Genomic DNA, 16,902 nt, shown 5'->3' with positions numbered 1-16,902 from the left:
CGTCGGCGGCGGGCCGGGATCTCTTGGAGGGTGAGAGATCCGGACCCGCCGCCGATTTGCGCTCAGCAGGAGCCGTTGTCGGCCCAGACGCCCTGGCTGCCGCCGGGGGTGTCGCCCTGGGTCCACCACTTCGCGGTCCATTTGTGCCCGTTGTAGGCCACGACCGCGCCACCGCTGTAGGCCTGCGTGGCGCTCCACGCGGCCGGGCAGGAGCCCACCGGCGGCGTGGTCGTGCCGCCTTGCGAGCAGACGCCGTTGTCGGTCCACACGTTCTGGCTGCCGCCGGGGGTGTCACCCTGCGTCCACCACTTGGCCGTCCACTGGTGCCCGTTGTACGAGACGACCGCACCGCCGGTGTACGCCTGTGTCGCGCTCCACGCCGCCGCCGAGCACGAGCCGCCGCCCGGGGCGGTCGGGGTCGTGGGCGGAGACGTCGGAGTGGTCGGGGTCGTCGGCGTGGTGGGAGCCGTCGGGGTGGTGGGTGTGGTCGGCGGCGTGGTGCCGCAGCCGGCCGTAGAGCTCGCCAGCCCGTTGACGACGTCGTGGAACAGTGTCGCGTTGGGATCGAGGTCGTAGAGCGAGAACATCATCGCGCCGGCCAGGTCGTTGCAGTGGATGTAGTCGGTGCGGGCCTTGATGGACTGCGCCGACGAGCCGCCGTAGAAGTTCGTGCCGTCGTAGAACCACGCCGACTGCGTGGTCGGGTCGTAGAAGGTGTCCGCCGGGTTGTCGACGATTCCGCCCAGTTCCTTGTACATCGCGATGCCGGGCACGTTGCCGCTCAACGTCTTCCCGGCCGAGGGCCCGGACGCCGACTGGTACAGCCCGTGGTTGGAACCGGCGGGCACACCCGTCCAGCCACGGTAGTAGAACGGGATGCCGAGCGTGAGCTTGTTCGCCGGGAAGCCGCCGGGGATGCCGTACGCGGACGAGCCCTGGGTGTAGGCCTTGATCACCGAGTCGGTCGTGTACTTCTCGGTGCCGGGCGGGATCGTGCCCGAGGGGTCGTTAGGCGAACCGTAGAGCGGGTCCTGGAAGTTCGTCGGCCCGGTCGCGTCCCACGCGCCGTGCATGTCGTACGTCATCGCGTCGGCGAAGTCCATGTACTGGCCGATTTTGTCGGTCTGCAGCTTCGCGATCTTGTCCTGCCCGCCCGGCAGCGCGGCGGAGACGGAGTAGTGCTTGCCGCCCAATGCGTCGAGCTCGGTGCGGAACTCCCTGAGCAGCGCGGTGAAGTTCGCCGTGTCGTTCGCGCTCACGTGGTTGCCGAGGTGGCCCGTGTTCGACCCGGGGTACTCCCAGTCGATGTCGAAGCCGTCGAAGATGCCGGCCGCGGTGCCGGGGCCGCCGTAGCCGCCCTGCGAGGGGAGGTTGCCCTTAATGAACATGTCGATGCACGAGCTCACGAACTTCTTGCGCGACGCGTCGGTGGCCGCCACGTCGGAGAAGTACTTCGAGTACGTCCAGCCGCCGAGCGAGAGCACCACCTTGAGGTTCGGGTGGCGCGCTTTGAGCTCCTGCAGCTGGTGGAAGTTGCCGACGATCGGCATGCCGAACGCGTCGGCCGTGCCGTCGACACTGATGTCCGAGCCGAAGGACTTCTGGTAGTCGGCGAAGGCGTCGCCCGCTCCGTCGCCCGCGTTCGGGTTGTTCTCGCCGGCGGGGTCGGGGTCACTCGCCTTCGTGGCCTCGAAGCAGGTGAGGTTCGTCGGGTCGATGTTCTCGAAGTCGTAGATCAGGTAGTCGAGGTTGCCCGCGAGCGCGTCGACGTTCTTGGGGTAGTAGGCGTTCTGGTAGATGCTCCACTGGTCGTAGTAGGCGACGCGCAGGCCGCCCGACGAGGCGGCTTGTGCACTCGCGGCCGGGACCACGCCCGCGCCTTCCGCCGGCGGGCCGGCCAGCGTCGTGAGCCCGCCGACGACCACGGCCGCCGCGGCGGCCGAGAGCCACGCGGCTCTTCTGGATACCTTGTGCTGCATGTGTTCTCCCTCGCGCAGGCGAACGGTCCTCCGCGCCCGGGGGAGCGCGGAGGACCGACGCGACGTGTGGATCACTGCCTGAGCGGTACCGGCCCGTTGCAGAGAATGTGAACCAGTGCACAGGGAGAGTCAATACTTTGGACTAGACCAATTTCGAGGCCAGGGGCGCTATCGGGTGTTTCGTCCGGAAAAGCCCACCGAAGGTCGGCCCGTCACTTGAGCGGCGGGTCGAGCGGGAAGCACGTGACGCGCACCGGCCACGTGTCCCCACCGGCCGGCAGCGGCATCAGCTTGAGCGCCTTCGCCGCGTCGGTGTCGTGAGCCTCCTCGGCTGCCGCGTGGAAGATGTCCGCGGCGATCGACTGGTCCAGCGGGGCGATCTGCGGGTACGGCCACGACGGCACACCGTGCAGCGCCGCCGGGATGAGCCGGTCGACGACCTTGCGCAGCGTCACGCCGTTGTCCGCGTGGTAGCCCCACACGTCGACCCCAAGGGTGCGCCCGACCTCGGCCATCCGCCCCCACGCCGTGAGGTTGAAGTTCACGTAGTGCCACGAGATCGTGCGCGTGAGCTCGAGCGGCTGGTTGCCGTCGGCGTCGAACTGCACCGGGAACCGCTTGTGCAGCGCGTCGGTCACGATCTTGCGCGCCTGGTCCGTCTTGCCGAGGTAGGCGGCGATGGTGGCGTTCTGCATGTCGAGGAACGTGCCGTGGTTGTTGGTCGCGGCCAGCTCCAGCTTCGCCTGCGGGCTGGTCTGCATCCAAGTGAGGTACTGGCCGAGCCACGCGCGGATCGCCGAGCGGTCGTGGCCGGTCCAGCCGGGCGCGCCGGAGTCGAGCAGGGCGAACGCGTCGAGCAGCTGGCTGAACGACTGCGTGGAGTCGATGATCCCCGTGCCGCTGATCGTGTTCTTGCATGGCACGATCTGTGAGTAGGTCATGTTCGGGTTCATCCGCGTCGCCGGGTCGAGGAACCACGTGCGGATGTCGAGGGCGGCGCGCTGGGCGTACTTCGCGTCGCCGGTGTAGTACCAGGCCGTGCTGAGGTAGTAGATCGCGTCCCACGCCACCATGCGGTAGGTGTGGTCGGTGATCGCGTCGGCCTCGGGGTTGCGCTCGCCGTCGCGGTTCACGTACGGGCAGCCCTGCGGGTTGTCCGGTGTTTTCGGCTGACTGGCCCACTGGTAGGGCGCCTGGCTCTGGTAGTCGTGCTTGTCTCCGCTCGGCGGGGTGGTGGGCTTGTCCATGACCGACCACGGACCGGCGGTCAGCGCCTCGTCGGCCTTGCCCAGCAAGGTCTTCAGCGCGGCTTTTTGCGCCGCGGTGGCGTGCCCGTGGGTCAGCGCCGTGCGGATCTGCGCGAGCTTCTTGCCGTCGGTGACCACGGTGTGCGGCGCCGGCGCGGCGGTGGCCGTGCCGCTCAGCGGGACCACCGCCAGCACCGCCGTGAGCACGGTCGCGCCGAGCACGCGTAACTGCCTTCGCACTGTTTCGCCCTTCGTTTTCCCGGGGACGCCAAGGATCCCCACGGCGACCGGGCGGCGGTGCGGTCGTGGCGCCGGGAATTCTGCTGGGCCGCGCGAGGCGGTGTCAATCCGGCAGACGCGCGTCAGAAGCCGATCGCTTCGCGCAGCAGCAGCACGGTGGCGCGGCCGGGCAAGGGCTCGGCGTTGAGGACCAGCAGCCGGTTGACCGCGCTGGGCCAGCCGTAGGCCGCCTGCGCGCGGGCGCTTTCCAAGGGCAGGCAATGGTCTTCGACGCGGCGCAGCGCAGCGTCGAGGTCCGGCACGATCTTCTGCGCGCCGACGACCCAGATCGCGTGGGCGGCGCCGCCTGCGGACGCAGGCAGCTGGCTGCCGCTGCCCGAGGCGATCACGAGCGAGCCGGTCTCGGTGACCGCGTGGACGCTGCCGATGACGAAGTCCGGGCTCGCGCGCAGGCGCCGGATGTCGTCGGCGTCGGTGACGCGATCCATCGCGAGGGTGCGCGGCCGGATCGCCTCGTACCGCCCACCGGTGTTGAGGTCGTCGTCGAGGCCGGACAAGCGCAGCGTTTCGCTGGCGGCGGTGAGGACACTGGCGCCTTGCGGAATCAGATCGGTCGCGCGGGTGCGCGCCGCGGCGACGTCGTCGAGGATCTCGACGGCGAACCCGCGGGCCGTGAGCGCGGTGGCGGTGCGGTGCAGGGTCTGCTCGGAAGCGGGGGCGGTGAAGGTCGGAGCGGTCATGGGGAGTCTCCCGATCGTGGTGGCCAGTCTCGGTTCTCCGACAACTCACGCCCCCGAAGTGTGAGGCGCTCACACTTCGAGGTGCTGTTCTGTCGTACTACTGAGGACAGCCGAGACCGAGGGAGCCGCCGGCGCGATGACCACCCCATCCGATCCCGAGCCGGGCCTGAGCGCGATCATGAGCGAGCGCCGGCACCTGATCAACCTCGCCTATCGCCTGCTCGGCTCGCTGGCCGAGGCCGAGGACGCCGTGCAGGAGACCTACGCCCGCTGGTACGCGCTGTCGCGGGAGCAGCAGGACGCCGTCGAGTCTCCCGGCGCGTGGCTGACGACGGTCGCCAGCCGCATCTGCCTCAACCTGCTCGGCTCGGCGCGGGTCCGGCGCGAGACGTACGTGGGGGAGTGGATCCCCGAGCCGCTGCCCGGTGAGCAGGCGGACCCGGCCGACCGCGTGACGCTGGACGAGTCGGTGGGCATGGCCTTCCTCGTGGTGCTCGAGGCCATGACCCCGGCCGAACGCGTGGCGTTCATCCTGCACGACGTGTTCCGCTACTCGTTTCCCGAAGTCGCCGAAATCGTCGGCCGCAGCCCGGCGGCGTGCCGGCAGCTCGCGACCTCGGCCCGGCGGCGGATCCGCGACGGGCACGCCCCCGCGGGTCCGGCGGCCGCGCACGCCGCTGTCGTCCGGGACTTCAAACGGGCGTGGGAAACCCAGGACATCACCGCGCTGATCGGCCTGCTCGCCCCCGACGCCACGGCGATCGCGGACGGCGGCGGCCGCGCTCCGACGTTCCTGGAACCCATCGAGGGCGGCGAGCGGATCGCCCGGGCCTGGGTCGAGCTCGCCCAGCGGGCGCTCGGCACCGTGACGCTGCTCGAACGCACGGTCAACGGTCAGCCGGGCCTGGTGGCCCAGCGCGCCGGCGTGGTCGAGACGGTGTACGCGTTCGCCCTGGCCGCAGGGCGGATCAAGCACATCTGGGTGGTCCGCAACCCCGAGAAACTCCGGCCCTGGAAGACGGACTGAGGCTCGGCCGAGAGCCGGGAGTGTTTCAGCGCTTCTCCCAGACCGACACGTGTTTGGTGCTGCCGGCCGTGAGCTCCGAACGATCCCAGTCCGCCCAGCGGTACTTCGGTCTCATCCCGGCGATGCGGGCCATGAGATCCAGCTCGGCCGGCCAGGCGTACCGGAAAGGGATGCGGCGAAACCGCCCCGTTCCGTCCGGTGACACGGTGAGGTGGTTCGAGGTGAACTCCTGGGTCACGACGTCGTACTGGTCGAACCCCACGTAGCCGGCGCCTTCGTGGTCGAGCGCCACCGCGAACGGGACGGTGTCCTGCCCGGGCGGCAGGCGGCGCAGATCCGGCAGACCCACCTCGACGAGGAACAGCCCGCCCGGCCGCAGATGCGCGGCCGCGTTGCGGAACACGGCGACCTGCGCGTCCTGTGTGGTCACGTTGGCGATCGTGTTGAACACCAGGAAGACCAACGAGAACTCACCGGCCACCCGCGCCGACGTCATGTCGCCGATCGTGACGGCGACCGCGTCGCCGCCCGGCTTGCTCGCGATCCGCGCCGCCATGGCCCGGCTCAGCTCGATGCCGCTCACCCGCACGCCGCGCGCGGCCAGCGGGGCGGCGATGCGCCCGGTCCCGACGGCGAATTCGAGCACGGGGCCGTCGGCCAGCTCTTCGAGGACATCCACCGCGGGCGTCACCACTTCAAGCGAGTTCGCGCCACCCGGATCGTCGTACCCCGCGGCCACACTCTCCGGGAACCAGCCGTCGGCCGGATCGTCTCGATCGCCCATGGCCGTCGGACGCTACGCCCGCCCTCGCCCGCTCCGCACTCCCTTTTCGGGACTCAGGTGCGCAGGGTCTCAGTGGTATGTACCACTGCGGTACGGCCGGGATCCCGGTCCGTCGACGGACGTGATCTTCGCTACGCCCGTTTTCCAGCGGTAAAGCGGGTTCTCAGCCACTTCATGGCTGCTTCACAGGCAGTGCGGCAAATGTGGTCGCATGATCCACTCCGCACCCGGGCGCCCGGCCGCACGATGACCACGACCGAGATCGCCCCCGCCTCCGCGGCGGCCCCGGCGCGGGCGGCCCACCTGTACCAGCTCGACCTGTATCGCGTGATCACCTTCGCACTGGTGATCTTCATGCACGTGCTGGGGGCCACGACCTTCCCGCAGGACGTCGGGTCCGACGCGCTCGAGATGCCGCTGCACCTCACCCGCGAGGCGTTCTTCGCGCTGACGACGTTCGTGCTCGTGTTCTCCTACCGCTCGCGCCCGCCTCGGCCGATGGCGTTCTGGCGCCGGCGGGTGCCGCTGGTCGCGGTGCCGTACGTGGTCTGGTCAGTGCTCTACTGGGGCTATTCGCTGGTCACCGCGGAGCAGCCCGTCGGCTCCGTCGCCGCGGCCCTGCGCGCGCTCGGGATCGAGATCGCCGACGGGACAGCGTGGTACCACCTGTACTTCCTGCTCGTGACGCTGCAGGTGTACCTGCTGTTCCCCGTGCTGATGAGGCTGGTGCGCACGCTTGAGCGCAGGCCGTGGGTCGTGCTGGGGATCTCCGGCGCGGTGCAGATCGCCGTCACGTGTTTCCTGAGCTACCCGCCCGAAGGCGTGGAGTACTCGACTGTGAGCCGGTTCTTCACGACGCTGCTGCCGTACCAGTTCTATTCGGTCCTCGGCGCCGTCGCAGCCGTGCACTTCGAGGCCGTGCAGGTGTGGGTGCGGCGGCACCGGTGGTTCGTGGCCGGTGGTTTGGTGGTCACTCTCGCCGTGGCCGAGACGGGCTACTTCGTCAGTGTCCACAACGGACTGTGGCCGGAGCTGGCGAGCGACGCGTTCCGGCCCTACCTCGTGCCGTGGTGCGTCGCGGCCATCGCGGGCCTGCTCCTCGCGGGCACGCGCTGGGCGGAGGCGGGCCGGCCCGGTGGCCGGGTGGTGTCGTGGGCGGTCGACCGGTCGTTCGCGATCTTCCTCACCCATCCCCTCGCCCTGGCGTTGCTGAGCCCCCTGATCGCGTTCGTCGGCGACGGTGTGGGGGCACCGTGGACGACCGTGGTCGTCTACCCGGCCACGGTGGCGCTGACGCTGGTCCTCGTCGAGGTGCTGCGGCGGCTGCCGTGGAGCAAAGCGCTGACGGGCCGGCCGCGCCTGGAGCTCAAGCGGGCGGCTCCCGCACTCCGGCTGACCGCTTGAGGTAACCCTAACTTTTGGCCGGGAGGCGACTACTGGCCTGAGCCGAGCATCCCGGTCCACGTCTCGACGAACGCCGGGAACGTCTTCCCCACCGTGGCGGGGTTTTCGACACGGATGCCGGGCACGCGCAGGCCCAGCACGGCCGCGGCCATGACGAGGCGGTGGTCGTCGTAGGTGTGGAAGACGCCGCCGTGCAGCGGGGCCGGCGTGATGCGCAGGCCGTCATCGGTTTCGGACACGTCGCCGCCCAGCGCCGACAGCTCCGTGGCCAGTGCCGTGATCCGGTCGGTCTCGTGGCCACGCAGGTGCGCGACGCCGCTGATCACCGACGGGCCGTCGGCGAAGCACAGCAGCGCGGCAACCACCGGGGTCAGCTCGCCGACCTCGTGCAGGTCGAGCTCGACACCCGGGATGTGCGAGCCGCCGGTGACGGCGAGGCCGCCGTCCTCGAGCCGGACCGACGCGCCGAGCGCCGGCAGGAAGCCGCGCAGCCAGTCTCCCGGCTGGGTCGTGGTGCTCGGCCAGCCCGCGACGCGCACGGTGCCGCCCGCGGCCACGGCGGCGGTCACGAACGGCGCGGCAGTGGACAGGTCCGGCTCGACGACGTACTCGGGGCACGACAGCTTCTTCGGTGCAACGTGGAACTCCGCGCCTTCGCGCTCCACGGTGGCGCCGAAGCGGTGCAGCATGTCGAGCGTCATGGCGATGTGCGGCTCGCTCGGCGGCGCGTCGCCGACCAGGCGCACGGTCACGCCGCGGTCGAAGGACGGACCGGCCAGCAGCAACGCCGAAAGGAACTGGCTCGACGCCGACGAGTCGAGGTCGACCGTGCCGCCGCGGACCCCGCCGTCGCCGTGGACGGTGAAGGGCGGGGCACCGCGGTCGTCGTCGTCGATACGCACGCCGAGGCGGCGCAGCGCGGCCAGCAGCGGGCCGATCGGGCGGCGGCGGATGGCCTCGTCGCCGTTGAAGAGCACGGGGGAGTCGCCGAGCGCGGCGAGCGCGGGCGTGAAGCGGGCGACGGTGCCGGCGTTGCCGAGCGTGACCTCGACCGGCTCGCCGTGGCTGCTGCCGCCTGCGCCCAGGGGGTGGACGAGGAAGCCGTCAGCGGTCTCCTCCGACCGGGCGCCCAGTGAGGCCAGCGCGCCGAGCATGAGCCGCGTGTCGCGCGAGTCGAGCGGCACGCGCACCCGCGTGGGCGCGCCCGCGAGGGCGGCCAGCACGTAGGCGCGGTTCGTGATCGACTTCGAGCCCGGGACGCGCACCCGCGCGTCGAGTGCCGCCGCCGCGACCGGTGCGGCCCAGTGGTCGGCGTGGTCGTCCTTGTGCGCATCCGTCACGCACCGAAGCCTAGCGTGGCGGTCTCCGTCAACGCCGCCGCGCCGGAAACGGGCGCGAACGAGCGGATCGGCGTGCGTGCGATATGCTGGCGGCCCGTGGGACATCAGTCGCGGGCTACCAAGTTTGTCTTTGTCACCGGAGGCGTCGCCTCCTCTCTGGGTAAGGGATTGACGGCCTCGAGCCTCGGCCAGCTCCTTACCGCACGCGGGCTTCGCGTCACGATGCAGAAGCTCGACCCCTATCTCAACGTCGACCCTGGGACGATGAACCCGTTCCAGCACGGTGAGGTGTTCGTCACCGACGACGGTGCGGAGACGGACCTCGACATCGGGCACTACGAGCGGTTCCTCGACCGGGACCTCGACGGCAAGGCCAACGTCACGACCGGCCAGGTCTACTCGGAGGTCATCGCCAAGGAACGCCGCGGCGAGTACCTCGGCGACACGGTGCAGGTCATCCCGCACATCACGGACGAGATCAAGTCGCGCATCACCGCCGCGGCCGGTCCGGACGAGCACGGGAACACCCCGGACGTGGTCATCACCGAGGTCGGCGGCACGGTCGGCGACATCGAGTCGCTGCCGTTCCTCGAGGCGTGCCGCCAGGTGCGCCACGACGTCGGGCGGGACCACTGCTTCTTCCTGCACGTGTCGCTCGTGCCCTACCTCGCGCCGTCGGGTGAGCTCAAGACCAAGCCGACCCAGCACTCCGTTGCCGCGCTGCGCAACATCGGCATCCAGCCCGACGCGCTGGTCTGCCGGGCCGATCGGGAGATCCCCGAGGACCTCAAGCGCAAGATCGGCCTGATGTGCGACGTCGACTCGGAGGCGGTCATCGCCTGCCCGGACGCGCGCTCGATCTACGACATCCCCAAGGTGCTGCACGGCGAGGCGCTCGACGCCTACGTGGTGCGCCGCCTGGGGCTGCCGTTCCGCGACGTCGACTGGACGGTGTGGGGTGACCTGCTCAACCGGGTGCACAACCCGAGCGAGACGGTGCGGATCGCCGTGGTGGGCAAGTACATCGACCTGCCCGACGCGTACCTGTCGGTCACCGAGGCCCTGCGCGCGGGCGGGTTCGCCCACCGCGCCAAGGTCGAAATCGTGTGGGTCGCCTCGGACGACGCGCAGACCGCGTCGGGCGCCGCCTCGGTGCTGTCCGATGTGGACGGTGTGCTGATCCCCGGCGGGTTCGGCATCCGCGGCATCGAGGGCAAGGTCGGCGCCATCGAGTACGCGCGCACGCGCGGCGTGCCACTGCTCGGGCTGTGCCTCGGCCTGCAGTGCATGGTCATCGAGGGCGCGCGGCACCTGGCGGGCATCGCGGACGCCAACTCGGCGGAGTTCGACGAGGACACCGAGCACGCGGTGATCTCGACGATGGCCGACCAGCGTGACGTGGTCGCGGGCGAGCGGGACATGGGCGGCACGATGCGCCTGGGCGCGTACCCGGCGAAGCTCAAGCCGGGCTCGCAGGTCGCGAAGGCGTACGGCAGCACCGAGGTCTCCGAACGCCACCGCCACCGCTACGAGGTCAACAACGCCTACCGCAAGCAGCTCTCCGACGCCGGGCTCGTGTTCTCCGGCACCTCGCCCGACGACCGCCTGGTCGAGTTCGTGGAGCTGCCGGCCGACGTGCACCCGTTCTTCGTCGGCACGCAGGCGCACCCGGAGCTCAAGAGCCGCCCGACGCGGCCGCACCCGCTCTTCAGCGCGTTCGTGAAGGCCGTGGTGGACCGCAAGGTCGCCGAGCGGCTGCCGGTGGAGCTCGCCGAGGCACCCGTGGCGGCCCGGTGACCGAGCCCGGCACGCACGAGTTCACGGTCGCCGGCACCCGGGTCGTCCACCTCGGACGCGTCGTGGGCCTGCGGGTCGACGACGTGGTGATGCCCGGCGGCGGGACGGCGAAGCGCGAGGTCGTGGAGCACCTCGGTGCCGTCGCGATCCTCACGCTCGACGCCGAGGACGCGGTGACGATGGTCCACCAGTACCGGCACCCGCTCGGGCACCGGCTGTGGGAGCTGCCGGCGGGACTGATCGACAAGCCGGGGGAGGACCCCGTCGACGCGGCGAAGCGCGAGCTCGTGGAAGAGGTCGGGCTGGCGGCGGACGAGTGGTCGACGCTCGTGGACGTTGCCGCCTCGCCCGGGTTCACCGACGAGGTGGTGCGCGTGTTCCTCGCCCGCGGCCTGTCCGAAGTGGACCGCGAGGTGCTCGGCGAGGAGGAGGCCGACCTCGTGGTGAAGAAGTTCCCGCTCGCCGAAGCCGTCGCCATGGCGCTCTCGGGTGAGCTGGTGAACGGCGCGACCGTCTCGGGTGTGCTGGCCGCCCACGCGGTGGTCACCGGCGCGGCGAAGGCCCGCCCGGCCGACGCGCCGTGGCGGGACCGGCCCACCCGTTTTGCCCGGCGCCGAGCCGAAGGCTGATCTGCCCGTCCGTGCCCGCCGCGCGTCGGCGGGCACGGACGGCCCGGCGGCCTAGAGTGTGACCCCGTGACGGGCACGGGCAGGACGGCGGTGGGGGACGTGATCGCCGCGTACCTGGACCACCTCGTGGTCGAGCGCGGCACCGCCCGCAACACGCTCGACAGCTACGCCCGCGACCTGCGCCGCTACGCCGCGCACCTCGCCGCCGCGGACATCACGCGGTTCCCGGATGTCACGCCGGCGCACGTCACGTCGTTCGGCGCGGCCCTGCGCGAAGGCGACGACGCGCACCGGCCGCTCGCCGCGTCCTCGGCCGCGCGTGCGCTGGTCGCCGTGCGCGGGCTCCACAAGTTCGCCCACGCCGACGGCATCACCGAGCACGACCCCGCGCGCGAGGTCCGCCCGCCCGCGCCGGCGAAGCGGCTGCCCAAGGCGCTGCCCGTGACCGACGTCCTCAAGCTGCTCGAGACCCCGCCGCCGGACGGCGAGCGTGCGCTGCGCGACCGGGCGCTGCTCGAACTGCTCTATTCCACCGGCGCCCGGATCTCCGAAGCCGTCGGGCTCGACGTGGACGACGTCGACGACACCGACCGCACCGTGCTGCTCGATGGCAAGGGCGGCAAACAACGGCTCGTCCCGATCGGCCGGCCCGCGGTCGAGGCGCTCCACGCCTACCTCGTGCGGGCGCGCCCGGCGCTCGCGGCGCACGGGCGCGGCACGTCCGCGATGTTCCTCAACGCCCGCGGCAGCAGGCTGTCCCGCCAGAGCGCGTGGCAGGTCCTCAAGGACACCGCCGAACGCGCGGGGATCATCGCCGACGTCTCGCCGCACACCCTGCGCCACTCGTTCGCCACGCACCTGCTCGAAGGCGGTGCCGACGTGCGCGTGGTGCAGGAGCTGCTGGGCCACGCCTCGGTGACGACGACGCAGGTCTACACGCTCGTCACGGTCAACACGCTGCGCGAGGTCTACGCCACGGCGCACCCGCGCGCGCTGGGCTGAACCGGCCTCAGGGCATCAGCCACCAGTGGTGACTTCGCGCGCCCGGCCCGGCGCGGCGCTTTGCCGGGGCTCCGACTCCGCGCATAGGCTGCCCGGGACGCCGAAACAAGGAGCTTTCCCGCCATGTCGACACCGAACCAGCCGGAGCGCCCGGCCGCGTCCGCCGGTTCGGCCGCGGCGAGCCTCTCCCAAGCGCGAATCGCCACCCCCGCCAACCACGACGGGGACGAGCCGTCCGAAGGCCCGCGCCTGAGCCGCGCCGAGAGAGCCCGGTTGCGTGCGAAGGAGCGCGAAGAGAGCGGTATCGGTCCCACGGGCCGGCCGCTGCGCGAGATCCCCGAACCCGCGCCGCTCGACCACCACGGTCCGGCCAAGGTGCTCGCGATGTGCAACCAGAAGGGCGGCGTCGGCAAGACCACGTCGACCATCAACCTGGGTGCGGCGCTCGCCGAGTGCGGGCGCCGCGTGCTGCTCGTGGACTTCGACCCGCAGGGCGCCCTGTCGGTGGGTCTCGGCATCCAGCCGCACGAGCTGGACCAGACGGTCTACAACGTCATCATGGAGCGCTCCGTCGGCATCGAGGACGTGCTCCGCAAAACCCGCGTCGACGGCGTTGACCTGCTGCCGAGCAACATCGACCTGTCCGCGGCGGAGGTCCAGCTCGTCGCAGAGGTAGGGCGCGAACACACGTTGTTACGGGTCCTTCGACCGGTCATGAACGACTACGACTATGTTCTTGTCGACTGCCAGCCCTCGCTCGGCCTGTTGACGGTGAACGCATTGACCGCTGCGGACGGTGTGATCATCCCCTTGGAGTGCGAGTTCTTCAGTCTGCGAGGCGTCGCGCTCCTGATCGACACGATCGAGAAGGTGCAGGAACGCCTCAACCCCAAACTGGACATCACGGGGATTCTCGCCACGATGTACGACCCGAGAACCCTGCACTCGAAGGAGGTCATGGCTCGCGTGGTGGAGGCATTCGGCGACATCGTGTTCGACACGGTGATCAACCGCACTGTGCGGTTCCCCGAGACGACAGTCGCGGGCGAGCCGATCACGACCTGGGCCCCCAAATCGGCCGGCGCGGCCGCCTATCGCGCGCTGGCTCGCGAGGTGATCGCTCGGTGAGCAGGCGCGCTTCCCTGCCCGGAGCGTCGGAACTCTTCCGCCTCACCTCCAGCCCTGTCAGCCCGGCACTCGACCGCCCGGCGGCGCCCGCACCGGCCGAACCGCTCCCCAGAAAGAGCGCGGACTCCGACCAGCTCAGCCGCGCCGCGGCGCGTAGCGGCTCCGGCCGCACGAAGCACGACGCGAAGATCACCGTGTACGTCTCGGGCGACGAGCTGCTCGCGATGGAGCAGACCCGGCTGAACCTGCGGGCCAAGCACAACCTCGTGGTCGACCGCGGCCGCCTGGTGCGCGAGGCCGTGGCCGTGCTGATCGCGGACTTCGACCAGCGCGGCGAAGATTCGGTGCTGGTCCAGCGATTGCAGGCGATGGAAGAAGAAGGCGGAACCGAGGGCTGATGGACGAACCGGCATCGGCCGAGCAGCCGGAGCCGGACGCCGCGGCCCCGGGTACCGAGACGCCGATCCAGCAGGAAACCCCCAGCCCGGACGAGACTCCGAGCCAGGACGAGACGGTGGGCCAGGGCGGATCTGCGACCCCGGAGGAAACGCCGGGCCAGGAGGAGAAGCCCGTCGAGCACGAGACCGTGCACGGCGGGACGATCCCGGAAGGCTACGCCGAGGAGCTCAGCACCTCGAAGTTCAAGGTGCGCCTGAAGAACTTCGAGGGGCCGTTCGACCTGCTGCTGCAGCTGATCTCGCAGCACCAGCTCGACGTCACCGAGGTCGCGCTGCACACGGTCACCGACGACTTCATCGCCTACACGCGCGCGCTCGGGTCCGACTGGAACCTCGACGAGACCACGGAGTTCCTGGTCATCGCCGCGACCCTGCTGGACCTCAAGGCCGCGCGGCTGCTGCCCTCGGCGGAAGTGGAGAACGAGGACGACCTCGCGCTCCTGGAGGCCCGCGACCTGCTCTTCGCGCGCGTGCTGCAGTACCGCGCGTACAAGCAGGTGGCGGCGCTGTTCGGCGAGCTGGAGCAAGGCGCCCTGCGGCGCTACCCGCGCTCGGTGGCGCTGGAGGAGCGTTATGTCGGGCTGCTGCCTGAGGTGATGCTCGGCGTGACCCCGCAGAAGTTCGCGGACATCGCCGTTGCGGTCTTCAAACCGAAGCCGCCGCCGACGGTGTCGCTCGCGCACCTGCACATGGGCCGCGTGTCCGTGCGCGAGCACGCGGCGCTGCTGCGGCTGAAGCTCGCGGAGGCGGGACAGGCCACGTTCAAGGAGCTCGTGGAGGACTGCGAGCACACCGTGGAGATCGTCGCGCGGTTCCTCGCGCTGCTGGAGCTGTACCGCGAGTCGACGGTGCAGTTCGAGCAGCTCGAGGCGCTCGCCGAGCTCCACGTGCGCTGGACCGGCGGCAGCGTCGCGGAGGCCTCGGCCGCCGCGGCCCACGACCGCGCGGCGGCCGACGAAGAGGAGTACGGGTGAGCACCGAAGACGACCGCGCCGCGACGCCGGCCGTGGAAGCGATCGACCTCGACGAGGTCGTGCCGCCGAACGCGTCGGTGCCCGAGCCGCCCGAACCCGGTGTCGCGCCGGAAGGTTCTCCGCAGGAGGACGTTGTCGAGACTTCACCCGGCACGACCGGCGAACGGGCCGAAGGCGACAGCGCGCCCGAAGAGGCCGAGGCGGACGCGGACGCGACTGAGCCCGGGGCGACCGAGGCCCCGGCGGAACCCGAGCTGGAATCTGAGGCCGTCGAGGCGAGCGAGGTTCGGGCGGGCACCGAGGCCGAAGCCGCGGAGGCGGGCGAGGCACACCCGGAGCCCGAGTCCGCCGAGCCGAGCATCGAGCCTGGAACCGAGTCCGACGCCGAGAGCCCCGAAGCCGAATCGCGCGAGGGTGAGCCGGTGGAGGCCGCCGACGGCCACAACACGCCGGAGGAAGCCGACGCAACCGCGGACGCGGACGAGGGCGGCGTGCCAGAGCCGGAGCCGGAGTCCGAGGCGGCCGCGGTTCAGGCGGAAGCCGAGCCGGAACCTGAGTCCGCGGAGGCGACCGAGGTTCCGGCCGGCACCGAGCCGGAAGCCGCGCAGGCGAGCGAGTCGCACGCGGAGGCCGAGCCCCCCGAGCCGGAAACCGACTCCGCGAGCCCCGACGCCGAACCGGGCGAAGGCGAGCCCGCCGAGGCGGAAGCCGAAGCCGGGCCGGACGCGGACGAAGGTGTCGAGCCGGTCAGCGACCTGCCCGACGTGACGTCCGACGAGGCGCTGGAGGCCGCTCTCGAGGCGCTGCTGCTCGTCGTCGACTCGCCGGCGGGCGAGCAGATGCTGGCCGAGACCGTGGCGCAGCCGGTGGCGCGGGTCACCGTCGCGCTGCGGACGATGGCGCAGCGGCTCACCGAGCGGGGCAGCGGGATCGACCTGCGGCGCGTCGGCGAAGGGTGGCGGTTCTACACTAGGGACACGTACGCCCCGTTCGTGGAGAAGCTCCTGCTCGACGGCCAGCGGTCGAAGCTGACCCGGGCCGCGCTGGAGAGCCTCGCCGTGATCGCGTACCGGCAGCCGGTGACCAGGGCCAGGGTCGCCGCGGTGCGCGGGGTCAACGTCGACGGCGTGATCCGCACCCTGCTGGCCCGCGGCCTCATCGAAGAGATGGGCACCGACCCCGAGACGACGGGCACGCTGTACGTGACGACCGAGCTGTTCCTGGAGCGACTGGGGCTGTCGTCGCTGAACGACCTGCCCCCGATCGCTCCGCTGCTACCCGAAGTGGACACCATCGATGACATCTGACCAGCACCCTGACGGCGTCCGGCTGCAGAAGGTCCTCTCCCAGGCCGGGATCGCCTCGCGGCGCGCGGCCGAGGACCTGATCGTGGAGGGCCGGGTGGAGGTGGACGGCCAGATCGTCACCGAGCTGGGCCGCCGCGTCGACCCGGTCGAGGCCGTGATCCATGTCGACGGCACGCGCGTGAACCTGCGCGACGACCTCGTCTACCTCGCCTTCAACAAGCCCAAGGGCGTGCACTCGACGATGTCGGACGACCGCGGCCGCCCGTGCGTCGGCGACTACCTGCGCGGCCGCTGGGAGGAGACCCCAGGCGTCGTGCACGTGGGCCGGCTCGACGAGAACACCGAGGGCCTGCTGCTGCTCACCAACGACGGCGACCTCGGCCACCGGCTGATGCACCCGTCGTACAACGTGCTCAAGACCTACTTCGCCGAGGTCGAGGGTCTCGTGCCGCGCGGGCTCGGCAAGGAGCTGCGCGCCGGCTGGGAGCTGCCCGACGGCATCGTGAAGGTCGACCAGTTCCGCGTGAAGGACATGCACTCCGGCCGGAGCATGATCGAGCTCGTGATCCACGAGGGCAAAAAGCACATCGTGCGCCGCCTGATGGCCTCGACCGGGCACCCCGTGCGCAAGCTCGTGCGCACCGCGGTCGGCGACGTGCAGCTGGGCGCCCAGCGTCCCGGCACGATCCGGCGCCTCAACCGCGGTGAGGTCGGCTCGCTGTACCGCAACGTGGAGCTGTGACGCTCACGAAGCTCTGAGCCGTTCGGGGGTTTCCCTCTCCGGTCCCCACTTTCCGCCCTGGTGCACCGCGTCCGCGTCCTCCTAGCTTGATCGAGATCGGCGAG

At 71.0% G+C, this 16,902-nt stretch carries 15 protein-coding genes; 10 read left to right on the top strand and 5 right to left on the bottom strand.

Annotated features, from left to right (window positions below):
• Positions 1–62 precede the first annotated feature (62 nt).
• The 3 genes from AB0M56_RS19205 to AB0M56_RS19195 form a co-directional block, all read right to left on the bottom strand.
• Positions 63–1,979 (bottom strand): glycosyl hydrolase family 18 protein, encoded by a 1,917-nt coding sequence (locus tag AB0M56_RS19205; RefSeq protein WP_364177654.1) that lies wholly within the window; start codon positions 1,977–1,979, stop codon positions 63–65.
• Positions 1,980–2,191: 212 nt separating this feature from the next.
• Complete coding sequence (locus AB0M56_RS19200) at positions 2,192–3,466, bottom strand: alginate lyase family protein (protein WP_364177652.1); 1,275 nt, start codon at positions 3,464–3,466, stop codon at positions 2,192–2,194.
• Positions 3,467–3,588: 122 nt separating this feature from the next.
• A complete protein-coding gene (locus tag AB0M56_RS19195) occupies positions 3,589–4,206 on the bottom strand; it encodes an LUD domain-containing protein (protein ID WP_364177649.1) in 618 nt (205 codons plus the stop codon).
• Between the two features lie 136 nt (positions 4,207–4,342).
• On the opposite strand from AB0M56_RS19195, the gene sigJ reads away from it, so the two are divergent.
• Positions 4,343–5,233, top strand: coding sequence for an RNA polymerase sigma factor SigJ (sigJ, locus tag AB0M56_RS19190; RefSeq protein WP_364177647.1), 891 nt, complete (start codon positions 4,343–4,345; stop codon positions 5,231–5,233).
• Between the two features lie 25 nt (positions 5,234–5,258).
• Here sigJ and AB0M56_RS19185 read toward each other — a convergent pair whose 3' ends face one another.
• Entirely contained in the window at positions 5,259–6,017 is a 759-nt protein-coding gene (locus AB0M56_RS19185; protein WP_364177644.1) for a class I SAM-dependent methyltransferase, read from the bottom strand.
• A 246-nt stretch (positions 6,018–6,263) separates the two neighbouring features.
• On the opposite strand from AB0M56_RS19185, the gene AB0M56_RS19180 reads away from it, so the two are divergent.
• On the top strand, positions 6,264–7,421 hold the full coding sequence (locus AB0M56_RS19180; RefSeq protein WP_364177641.1) for an acyltransferase: 1,158 nt from the start codon (positions 6,264–6,266) through the stop codon (positions 7,419–7,421).
• Positions 7,422–7,450: 29 nt separating this feature from the next.
• On the opposite strand, the gene aroA is transcribed toward AB0M56_RS19180, so the two are convergent.
• Positions 7,451–8,761, bottom strand: a complete 1,311-nt coding sequence (gene aroA, locus AB0M56_RS19175; protein WP_364177638.1) for a 3-phosphoshikimate 1-carboxyvinyltransferase — start codon at positions 8,759–8,761, stop codon at positions 7,451–7,453.
• A gap of 96 nt (positions 8,762–8,857) precedes the next feature.
• Between aroA and AB0M56_RS19170 the strand changes: the two genes are divergently transcribed.
• The 8 genes from AB0M56_RS19170 (at position 8,858) to AB0M56_RS19135 (ending at position 16,798) form a co-directional block, all read left to right on the top strand.
• Positions 8,858–10,558, top strand: coding sequence for a CTP synthase (locus AB0M56_RS19170; RefSeq protein WP_364177702.1), 1,701 nt, complete (start codon positions 8,858–8,860; stop codon positions 10,556–10,558).
• Positions 10,555–11,187: an NUDIX hydrolase gene (locus tag AB0M56_RS19165; RefSeq protein WP_364177636.1), complete on the top strand. Its 633-nt coding sequence runs from the start codon at positions 10,555–10,557 to the stop codon at positions 11,185–11,187. Before AB0M56_RS19170 ends, AB0M56_RS19165 begins: the two co-directional genes overlap by 4 nt.
• Before the next feature lie 99 nt (positions 11,188–11,286).
• Positions 11,287–12,189 (top strand): site-specific tyrosine recombinase XerD, encoded by a 903-nt coding sequence (gene xerD / locus AB0M56_RS19160; protein WP_364177699.1) that lies wholly within the window; start codon positions 11,287–11,289, stop codon positions 12,187–12,189.
• A gap of 123 nt (positions 12,190–12,312) precedes the next feature.
• Positions 12,313–13,317, top strand: coding sequence for an AAA family ATPase (locus AB0M56_RS19155; protein WP_364177633.1), 1,005 nt, complete (start codon positions 12,313–12,315; stop codon positions 13,315–13,317).
• On the top strand, positions 13,314–13,715 hold the full coding sequence (locus tag AB0M56_RS19150) for a cobyrinic acid a,c-diamide synthase (protein WP_364177630.1): 402 nt from the start codon (positions 13,314–13,316) through the stop codon (positions 13,713–13,715). The genes AB0M56_RS19155 and AB0M56_RS19150 overlap by 4 nt, the downstream gene beginning before the upstream one ends.
• Entirely contained in the window at positions 13,715–14,749 is a 1,035-nt protein-coding gene (locus tag AB0M56_RS19145; protein WP_364177627.1) for a segregation/condensation protein A, read from the top strand. The genes AB0M56_RS19150 and AB0M56_RS19145 overlap by 1 nt, the downstream gene beginning before the upstream one ends.
• Positions 14,750–15,240: 491 nt before the next feature.
• Positions 15,241–16,056, top strand: coding sequence for an SMC-Scp complex subunit ScpB (scpB, locus tag AB0M56_RS19140; RefSeq protein ID WP_364177696.1), 816 nt, complete (start codon positions 15,241–15,243; stop codon positions 16,054–16,056).
• Positions 16,046–16,798: a pseudouridine synthase gene (locus AB0M56_RS19135; protein WP_326836677.1), complete on the top strand. Its 753-nt coding sequence runs from the start codon at positions 16,046–16,048 to the stop codon at positions 16,796–16,798. The genes scpB and AB0M56_RS19135 overlap by 11 nt, the downstream gene beginning before the upstream one ends.
• The last annotated feature ends 104 nt before the right edge of the window (positions 16,799–16,902 follow it).

The sequence above is a fragment of the Amycolatopsis sp. NPDC051372 genome, from assembly GCF_040682095.1.
In the GTDB taxonomy this organism is placed as follows: domain Bacteria; phylum Actinomycetota; class Actinomycetes; order Mycobacteriales; family Pseudonocardiaceae; genus Amycolatopsis.
Note: the sequence above shows the minus strand (reverse complement) of the source record. Positions and strands in the feature narration are given on the sequence as shown.

What these genes read in the sequence shown, in the direction of transcription:
- AB0M56_RS19195 (WP_364177649.1), bottom strand. Translation starts at nt 4,206, where the DNA reads ATGACCGCTCCGACCTTCACCGCCCCCGCTTCCGAGCAGACCCTGCAC.
- AB0M56_RS19185 (WP_364177644.1), bottom strand. Translation starts at nt 6,017, where the DNA reads ATGGGCGATCGAGACGATCCGGCCGACGGCTGGTTCCCGGAGAGTGTG.
- AB0M56_RS19145 (WP_364177627.1), top strand. Translation starts at nt 13,715, where the DNA reads ATGGACGAACCGGCATCGGCCGAGCAGCCGGAGCCGGACGCCGCGGCC.
- AB0M56_RS19135 (WP_326836677.1), top strand. Translation starts at nt 16,046, where the DNA reads ATGACATCTGACCAGCACCCTGACGGCGTCCGGCTGCAGAAGGTCCTC.
- sigJ (WP_364177647.1), top strand. Translation starts at nt 4,343, where the DNA reads ATGACCACCCCATCCGATCCCGAGCCGGGCCTGAGCGCGATCATGAGC.
- AB0M56_RS19205 (WP_364177654.1), bottom strand. Translation starts at nt 1,979, where the DNA reads ATGCAGCACAAGGTATCCAGAAGAGCCGCGTGGCTCTCGGCCGCCGCG.
- AB0M56_RS19180 (WP_364177641.1), top strand. Translation starts at nt 6,264, where the DNA reads ATGACCACGACCGAGATCGCCCCCGCCTCCGCGGCGGCCCCGGCGCGG.
- AB0M56_RS19155 (WP_364177633.1), top strand. Translation starts at nt 12,313, where the DNA reads ATGTCGACACCGAACCAGCCGGAGCGCCCGGCCGCGTCCGCCGGTTCG.